Origin of the sequence: Anabaena sp. CCY 9910, from assembly GCF_963920875.1 — a bacterium.
GTDB lineage: Bacteria > Cyanobacteriota > Cyanobacteriia > Cyanobacteriales > Nostocaceae > Trichormus > Trichormus variabilis.
In genome coordinates this window covers 1-7,846 of record NZ_CAWUDJ010000084.1, presented here as the reverse complement: position 1 = coordinate 7,846, position 7,846 = coordinate 1, and the positions used below count along the sequence as shown (strand labels likewise).

The 7,846-nt window shown below is 41.8% G+C and carries 4 protein-coding genes; all 4 read left to right on the top strand.

Annotation, left to right across the window (positions count from 1 at the left end; translation table 11 throughout):
- The first annotated feature begins 204 nt into the window (after positions 1-204).
- The 4 genes from ACM5QX_RS28965 (at position 205) to ACM5QX_RS28950 (ending at position 7,727) form a co-directional block, all read left to right on the top strand.
- Complete coding sequence (locus ACM5QX_RS28965; RefSeq protein ID WP_011317090.1) at positions 205-381, top strand: ribbon-helix-helix protein, CopG family; 177 nt, start codon at positions 205-207, stop codon at positions 379-381.
- Between the two features lie 294 nt (positions 382-675).
- Complete coding sequence (gene zds, locus ACM5QX_RS28960; protein ID WP_414756664.1) at positions 676-2,115, top strand: 9,9'-di-cis-zeta-carotene desaturase; 1,440 nt, start codon at positions 676-678, stop codon at positions 2,113-2,115.
- A gap of 43 nt (positions 2,116-2,158) precedes the next feature.
- Positions 2,159-2,614, top strand: a complete 456-nt coding sequence (locus ACM5QX_RS28955) for an SRPBCC family protein (RefSeq protein ID WP_011317088.1) — start codon at positions 2,159-2,161, stop codon at positions 2,612-2,614.
- 1,078 nt (positions 2,615-3,692) lie between these two features.
- Entirely contained in the window at positions 3,693-7,727 is a 4,035-nt protein-coding gene (locus tag ACM5QX_RS28950; protein WP_414756663.1) for a PAS domain S-box protein, read from the top strand.
- Positions 7,728-7,846: the final 119 nt, after the last annotated feature.

The window sequence follows — 7,846 nt, the reverse complement described above, 5'->3', positions numbered from 1 at the left end:
CCTGACTCACTCTGATTTTGTATTTTCCTCTGCTTAGAGTGACAAATGAGGGTTATATTTTCAGGAAGAACGATGAATAATTTGACAAAAGAGACATTTTTATCATCAACGGTATCGCTTGTTTCGTGACACAAATTCTGATAATCTTATCGTCTTCATCTTTGATTAAGTTGTTTTTGATGATGTCAATACACAGCAAATAGCATGATAATGACTAATAAAAAATGGGCCGTTAAACGCATAACTGTCAACTTAGCAGCACAGGAAGCAGAAAAACTGGAAAAATATTGTCAACAGACAGGTAGACCAGCAACTGATGTGATTCGGGAACTGATTAGAAGTTTACCTGTATCAGATGACAGCAAAGAAACAAGTCGGTAGGAGGTGTTGTAATTTTTTTGCTGCACATTTACGACTACATCTATATGACTACTCAACAAACATCTATGATGCTTTTTTAGTCTGCTTTTACTAACGAAAGTTAGTTTACTGGAATATGCACACTTCAAGTCAAGTGTTTCTCATAACCAGAATCAAAAGGAGTAATAAAAGCTTATTGATCATCAGGTGCATGACTTTGTTATCTTTCAATACACTGCTGAAATTTATATAACTAGCAAATTCCGACACCAAGCCAGTTACAATTTGTAAAGAAGCTGAAGAAGGAAGAACGGAATGCGCGTTGCAATCGTAGGAGCGGGATTGGCTGGGCTAGCAACCGCTATAGATTTAGCTGATGCTGGCTGTGAAGTCCAAATTTTTGAATCCCGTCCGTTTATCGGTGGTAAAGTTGGCAGTTGGATTGATGGCGATGGCAATCATGTTGAAATGGGTTTGCACGTTTTTTTCGGGTGCTACTACCAACTATTTGAACTCATGAATAAGGTGGGGGCGTTTTCCCATTTACGCCTCAAAGAACATACCCACACCTTTGTTAACAAAGGGGGACGGACAGGTGCTTTGGATTTTCGTTTCTTCACAGGTGCGCCCTTCAACGGGTTGAAGGCGTTTTTTACCACCTCTCAACTCTCATTACAGGATAAACTACAAAATGCGATCGCTCTAGGTACAAGCCCCATTGTGCGTGGATTAGTAGACTTTGAAGGGGCAATGAAAACCATCCGCAACCTAGATAAAATTAGCTTTGCCGATTGGTTTCGCAGTCACGGCGGTAGTAATGGTAGCATCAAACGGATGTGGAACCCCATTGCCTATGCCTTGGGATTTATTGACTGTGAAAATATCTCCGCCCGTTGTATGTTAACAATCTTCCAATTTTTCGCAGTTAGAAGCGAGGCCTCCGTACTGCGAATGTTGGAAGGTTCGCCCGATGAATATTTACATCAACCTATTCTGAAATATTTAGAAGCGAGGGGAACAAAAGTTTATACTCGCCGACAAGTACGCGAAATTAAGTATGCTGAAGCAGAAGGGCAAACTCGCGTCACTGGCATAGTAGTAGCCAAAGGTGATGAAGTAGAAGAAATTACCGCAGATGCCTACGTTTGTGCTTGCGATATCCCTGGAATACAACGAGTTTTACCTCAAGAATGGCGGAAATGGTCAGAATTCGATAATATTTATAAATTAGATGCAGTACCCGTTGCCACTGTGCAGATGAGATTTGATGGCTGGGTAACAGAACTGCAAGATGAAAATAAACGCAAACAGCTAAAAGAGGCTGCCGGGTTAGATAATTTGCTATATACCGCAGATGCTGATTTTTCTTGTTTTGCTGATTTGGCTTTGACTAGTCCTAGTGATTATTATCGTCAAGGTCAAGGGTCGTTGTTGCAACTGGTATTGACACCAGGAGATCCATTTATCAAAGAAAGTAACGAAGCGATCGCCCAACACGTCCTTAAACAAGTATATGAACTGTTCCCCTCATCACGGGAGCTAAACATGACTTGGTACAGTGTAGTCAAACTAGCCCAATCTCTCTATCGAGAAGCCCCAGGTATGGATGTTTACCGTCCTGACCAAAAAACTCCCGTAGCCAACTTCTTTCTAGCAGGTAGTTATACGCAGCAAGACTACATCGACAGCATGGAAGGAGCAACAATTTCAGGACGAAGGGCGGCAAAAGTCATCCTAGATAATATTAAAAAATAGAGTTAGAGCTGCTAATCTAATCAAATCTCAAATCCGAAATAGAATGTCTAACTGGCTAGAACATAGCGTACAGGTAGAAGTGGAAGCCCCCATAGATTTAGTATGGGGGTTATGGGCTGACTTAGAACAAATGCCTAAGTGGATGAAGTGGATTGACTCTGTAAAAGTTCCACCAGAAAATCCTGATCTATCACTTTGGAAACTCAATACTGGTGGACTGGAATTTACCTGGAAATCCCGCATTACCAAGGTTATTACCAACCAAATTATTCAATGGGAATCGATTGATGGTCTACCCAATCAAGGCGCTATCCGCTTTTACGATCGCCACGGTCATAGTATTGTCAAGATGACTATTTCCTATGCTATCCCTGGCTTTCTAGGCAAAATCATGGATAATTTGTTTTTGGGTAAAGCTGTGGAATCGACAATTCAAGCTGATTTAGAAAGGTTTAGGGAGTATGCCCTGAATCTTCATCAGTCATCAGTTAATCGTTGAAAAAGTGTAGAGACGCGACAATTGCGTCTCTATTACGTAGTAACTGAAAAAGTTAGTAGTTACGCTAATGCCCTGCTAATAAAAATTAAAATATATCCTTATGGGATTGGTTAGCTAGAGGAGAAAACCGCGACCACCCTTGGATGTCGTGATAGTGGAAGATCACGGCATTTTCTACTAAAAGCAGCAGCAAGCGATTAGCGATTACACTAGCTTGCTAAACTAGGATTAGGCAAAAATTTTAGCTCTTTTTACAACTAGTGAAACCACTAGATACTGACGTTTTTTTTCATAACTATTAGGACTCATACTTGATTTTTGAAATATACGTAGAGGAGCCACTGCGCTCTTAGAGACTATTTATAAAGTAAATCTTAAGTAGGGTGTGTTACGGCTATGAAAGGATTCGGGACGGAAAGACAAGAAAATTTAGCCGTAACGCACCGCCTCACGGATGGTGCGTTAGGCGCGAGGATATTTATTTTGTGACCAATCATCTGGGAAATCAGCGCCTAACACACCCTACAGTAATTTTATTTTTTCTTTATAAATAACCTCTTACGGGTTTTCCGGCTTAGAGGAAGTGGCGTTGGGCATTGCCCACCAAAACCATGAGCCGTTGGGCAATGTCCACCCTACTGATACTGAGAATTTTATGCGTAAGCGCAGGCTACGCCAACAGAAATCAAATCGGATTCCTATATTAATCAAATTTTAACTAATTAAAATAGATTTTTTTTATTAAAAGCTAAATACGGAGCGAACTACATTAACTTTCAAAACTTTGATATTTTTTATACTGTAACAATCCTTGGGAAGAAATTAACTCCTAGAGTTGCTTAGTTTGTATTTTGTAAATAGTTATATAATCAATTTAAGACATTTTAATCATAAAAAAATTATAAAAATCACAAAATAATATCTCAGTATATTAGCCAAAATTAACATCAGAACTGTGATTTGAGAAAAAAGCTAAATTTTGTCATCTGGACTGAATATCCATATTTTTTAAGCTGATTTTGTGCTGTTCAGATTTTTAATATCACTTTTTTATTGCTTTCACGAAAACACTTAACTAATGCCATCACTTTATCCTGTGGATTTACCTACCATAGAGCAGGTAATGGAATGTTACCCTTTAACTGTGTTACCGGATACTCTGCTCGTTGATGTAATTGCTCTCATGAATCCGGTAAGCAGATGTACAATAGGTTCTGCATCTAATTTTAGTAGTTGTGCTTTAGTAGTTGAGAAAAAAAAGTTAGTAGGTATATTCACTCTACGGGATGTAGTCAGGCTCACTGGCTTAGGGGTAGATATATCCAGGAAAAAAATTTCCGAGGTGATGACTCAGCCAGTCATTAGCTTGACACAGGCTGCGGCTCAAAACGCTCTCACCGCTCTAGCTTTCATGCGCCAGCATCACATTCGCCATTTGCCTGTGGTAGATGAGCAAGGACAATTGTTAGGCTTGATTACTCAAGACAGAATACGTCAGGTGGTTCAACCAGCGCATCTGCTGAAACTGCGATGTGTAACAGAGGTGATGGTAACGGAAATTATTCATGCACTGCCAACTACATCTGTGTTGAAATTATCTCAGATGATGAGCGATCGCCGGATCAGTTGTGTTGTCATTGTCGCACCGCAAGAGACAAAACTGATTCCTGTGGGAATGATTACGGAGAAAGATATTCTCAAAGTCCAGTTACAGGGACTAGATATCGCCCAAACCCCAGCGCAAACTGTGATGAGTTCCCCTGTATTCAGTATTAGTCCCCGTGAATCTTTGTGGACTGTTAATCTGTTGATGCAAGCGCGAGGGGTGCGACGATTAGTCCTGGTTGGTGAACAAGGCCAAATGCAAGGACTAGTGACACAAACCAATCTCCTGCAAGTGCTTGATCCTCTAGAAATAGTCAACGTCATCCAAGCCTTAGAAGCCAAAGTTGCAGAGCAAACATGTCAACTCCAGCAAACCAACCAGCAGTTAGAAGCAGAAATCAAACAACGCCACCAAGTTGAGGAATCACTGCGCCAAACTCAACAAGAATTAGAGTTGCGGGTGGCGGAGCGGACAGCCGAACTAATGCAATCTAATACACGTCTACGACAGCGTGAACAGCAGTTGCAAGCCTTATTTGATCACGCTGTGGATGCGATCCTGATTGCGGATGATGAGGGACGTTATGTGGATGTCAATGCAGCAGCTTGCGAATTATTTGGTGTATCTAGGGAAGAACTTTTAGCCTCGACAATTGGGGATTTTGCCGCACCAGAATTTAACTTTACCCAAGCTTGGCAACAGTTCCGTGAACAAAAACAAATGTCGGGCGAGTTTCAATTGCATTGTCCCAACGGTACAGTAAGAGCAACAGAATTTGCGGCGGTTGCCAATTTTATACCACATCGTCATCTTTCCATCATCCGGGATATGAGCGATCGCCAGCAGGCTAAAGCAAATCTGCAAAACAGCGAGCAACGGCTACAACTGGCACTCTCAGCCAGCAGCACAGGTATGTGGGACTGGAATCTGCAAACTAATGAGGTGGTCTGGTCTGAGAGTATGTGCTCTTTATTTAATATCGATCCCCAGACATTCAACAACAGGTTTGAATCATTTGTAAATTTCATCCACCCTGAAGACCGAGAATTTGTAGAACAACACCTGATGCAGTCTATTGATCAAAATACCATTTGTAATGTCGAGTTTCGGGTAGTGTGGCTTGATGGTACAGTACACTGGGCAAGTGGCAAAGGAAACGTCTTCTACGATGACGTTGGGAAACCAATCCGGATGATTGGAGTGCATCAGGACATTACAGAACGCAAACAAGCTGAGGCAAAACTGCAAAAAAGCGAGCAACGGCTAAAACTAGCACTCTGGGCTGGTAATACTGGTACTTGGGACTGGAATCTGCAAACCAATGAAGTTATCTGGTCTGATCATCTGTTTTCTTTATTTGGTTTGACCCCTGATACGTTTGATGTCAGCTATGAAAATTTTTTAAATCTCATTGTCCATCCTGAAGACCGAGAGTTGCTGCATCAATCAGTGTTGCGAGCCATTGACCAGCGAGTACCCCATGATATCGAATTCCGGTTTCTTTACCCAGATGGTACAGTTGGTTGGTCATTATGTAAAGGTCAAGTATTATACGATGCCATCACGGGTGAGCCACTCCAGATGATTGGGGTGAATATGGACATTACTGAGCGTAAAAACGCTGAGGAAGCTGTCAGAGAAAGTAATCAAAGGCTACAGGCGATTATAGATAATTGCCCTGCTGTTATCTATGTTAAGGATATGCAGGGACGGCATATTCTGGTGAATTCCGAATTTGAAAGAATCAACCACCTGACACGAGAGCAAGTCAAAAATAAAACTAATGTAAAAATCTTTTCTCCTAAAACTGCTCAATCCTTAAGTATAAATGATCAAGATGTTCTCTCTTCTAGGACTCCTGTGCAGTTTGAGGAAGAAATTCAATTTGAGGATGGGCTACACACTTACTTAACTGTCAAGTTTCCCCTCTGCGATGCGACTGGTGAACCCTATGCGATTTGTGGTGTTTCCACAGATATAACAGAGCGCAAACAAGCCCAAGAGCAAATCCGTCAACAAGCAGCTTTAATTAATGTTGCGACAGATGCCATTTTTGTCTGTGATTTAGCAAACCGCATATTGTTCTGGAGTCGAGGGGCGGAAAACTTATACGGTTGGACAGCAGAGGAAACTGTGGGGAAATTAGCCCATGAACTTTTCCATAAAGAATCCTCGTCTCAATTGGAAGCAGCTGTAACAACCACTCTCGAACAAGGTTCTTGGCATGGAGAATTAGAGCAAACCACCAAAAATGCTCAAGAAATTATTGTTGCTAGTCGGTGGACACTGGTACACAATCAATTCGGAGATTTCCCATCAATCTTAGTAGTTAACACCAACATCACTGAGAAAAAACAACTAGAGCTACAATTTTACCGCGTTCAACGGTTGGAAAGTATCGGCACTCTAGCCAGTGGCATTGCCCATGACCTCAATAATGTATTTGCTCCCATTGTGATGATTGCTCAACTGTTGCCTTCCAGATGTAAAAATGTGGATACAAGGACTCAAGAACTGTTCAAAACTCTAGAAACCAGCTCCAAGCGTGGCTCTGATTTAGTAAAACAAATTCTCACCTTTGCCCGTGGTACCGAAGGTCAACGCATCCTCCTGCAACCTGGGCATTTGCTCAAAGAATTAGCCAAAGTCATCCAACAGACATTTCCTAAATCCATTGAAATCATTACTGATATTCCGACAAACACCTTGTGGATGGTGCAAGCTGATCCCACCCAATTAGAACAGGTGTTCATGAACTTGGCAGTCAATGCCCGTGACGCTATGCCCAATGGTGGTAAGCTTACCATCACTGCCACCAATCGGGTAATCGACTCTACCTATGCCCGAATGCACCTAGAGTCGGAAGTCGGAGACTACATTGTTGTCACCATCTCAGATACAGGCACAGGAATTCCGCCAGAAATCTTAGAACGCATATTTGATCCCTTTTTTACCACGAAAGAAGTCGGTAAAGGTACAGGGCTAGGACTATCAACGGTTTTAGGTATCGTCAAGAACCACGGTGGTTTCGTAGAAGTGGCAAGTCAGGTAGGTCAAGGCACAGAATTTCAGGTGTTCTTACTCAGAGGAAAAGGAACAGCAACCGAGACCATAGCAAAAACAGAATTGCCTAGAGGTAATGGCGAGTTGATTTTAGTTGTCGATGATGAAACTATCATCCAACAAACTGCACAAGAAGCCCTAGCGGATTATAACTATAGAATTTTGGTAGCTAACGATGGCATTGAGGCGATCGCGCTCTATGTCGAATATCAACCAGAAATCAGTGTTGTCTTGCTAGATATGGTTATGCCCAACATAGACGGATTAACCGCCATCCGCACTCTACGCACCATCAACCCCAAAGTCAAGATTATTGCCTCTAGTGGCTTACCCGCCAATGAGCAACAAGCGATTGTGGCTGGTGCAAACAGATTTATATCTAAGCCCTACACAACCACAGATTTATTGACTACTCTATCGGATGTCATCGGGGTGAAAGAGTAGAACATTGCTTACTTACAAAATGCCTTATCAAGATACTTGCAATTATGCTTTTTTCTCAAAAATGATCCCTCTTTTGTTACTACGGGGAGAGTATAATCAGGAAGAAAGCAGACAAAGCA